This window comes from Streptomyces sp. NPDC046203, assembly GCF_040646255.1.
Taxonomy (GTDB): Bacteria; Actinomycetota; Actinomycetes; order Streptomycetales; family Streptomycetaceae; genus Streptomyces.
In genome coordinates, this window is the sequence record NZ_JBEYZX010000101.1 from 1 (window position 1) to 1541 (window position 1541).

Genomic DNA, 1541 nt, shown 5'->3' on the forward strand with positions numbered 1-1541 from the left:
CCAAGGTGGTAGTAGGTAAGCGATGGGGTGACGCAGGAAGGTAGTCCAGCCCGGGCGGTGGTTGTCCCGGGGTAAGGGTGTAGGCCGTGTGGTAGGCAAATCCGTCACACGTTAAGGCTGAGACCTGATGCCGAGCCGATTGTGGTGAAGTGGATGATCCTATGCTGTCGAGAAAAGCCTCTAGCGAGTTTCATGGCGGCCCGTACCCTAAACCGACTCAGGTGGTCAGGTAGAGAATACCGAGGCGTTCGGGTGAACTATGGTTAAGGAACTCGGCAAAATGCCCCCGTAACTTCGGGAGAAGGGGGGCCACGTCTGGTGATGAGTCTTGCACTCTGAGCTGGGGGTGGCCGCAGAGACCAGCGAGAAGCGACTGTTTACTAAAAACACAGGTCCGTGCGAAGCCGTAAGGCGATGTATACGGACTGACGCCTGCCCGGTGCTGGAACGTTAAGGGGACCGGTTAGCTCTGTTTCGACAGGGCGAAGCTGAGAACTTAAGCGCCAGTAAACGGCGGTGGTAACTATAACCATCCTAAGGTAGCGAAATTCCTTGTCGGGTAAGTTCCGACCTGCACGAATGGCGTAACGACTTCTCGACTGTCTCAACCATAGGCCCGGTGAAATTGCACTACGAGTAAAGATGCTCGTTTCGCGCAGCAGGACGGAAAGACCCCGGGACCTTTACTACAGTTTGATATTGGTGTTCGGTTCGGCTTGTGTAGGATAGGTGGGAGACTTTGAAGCAGCCACGCCAGTGGTTGTGGAGTCGCCGTTGAAATACCACTCTGGTCGTGCTGGATGTCTAACCTCGGTCCGTGATCCGGATCAGGGACAGTGTCTGATGGGTAGTTTAACTGGGGCGGTTGCCTCCCAAAGGGTAACGGAGGCGCCCAAAGGTTCCCTCAGCCTGGTTGGCAATCAGGTGTTGAGTGTAAGTGCACAAGGGAGCTTGACTGTGAGACCGACGGGTCGAGCAGGGACGAAAGTCGGGACTAGTGATCCGGCGGTGGCTTGTGGAAGCGCCGTCGCTCAACGGATAAAAGGTACCCCGGGGATAACAGGCTGATCTTCCCCAAGAGTCCATATCGACGGGATGGTTTGGCACCTCGATGTCGGCTCGTCGCATCCTGGGGCTGGAGTCGGTCCCAAGGGTTGGGCTGTTCGCCCATTAAAGCGGTACGCGAGCTGGGTTTAGAACGTCGTGAGACAGTTCGGTCCCTATCCGCTGTGCGCGTAGGAATATTGAGAAGGGCTGTCCCTAGTACGAGAGGACCGGGACGGACGAACCTCTGGTGTGCCAGTTGTCCTGCCAAGGGCATGGCTGGTTGGCTACGTTCGGGAGGGATAACCGCTGAAAGCATCTAAGCGGGAAGCCTGCTTCGAGATGAGTATTCCCACCTCCTTGAGAGGGTAAGGCTCCCAGTAGACGACTGGGTTGATAGGCCGGATGTGGAAGCCCAGTAATGGGTGGAGCTGACCGGTACTAATAGGCCGAGGGCTTGTCCTCAGTTGCTCGCGTCCACTGTGTTAGTTCTGAAG

The 1541-nt window shown here is 56.5% G+C and carries 1 rRNA gene; it reads left to right on the top strand.

Annotated elements, in window-relative coordinates:
* Positions 1 to 1509: ribosomal RNA gene (locus ABZ990_RS31115) — 23S ribosomal RNA — on the top strand; the annotation flags it as partial.
* Positions 1510 to 1541: the final 32 nt, after the last annotated feature.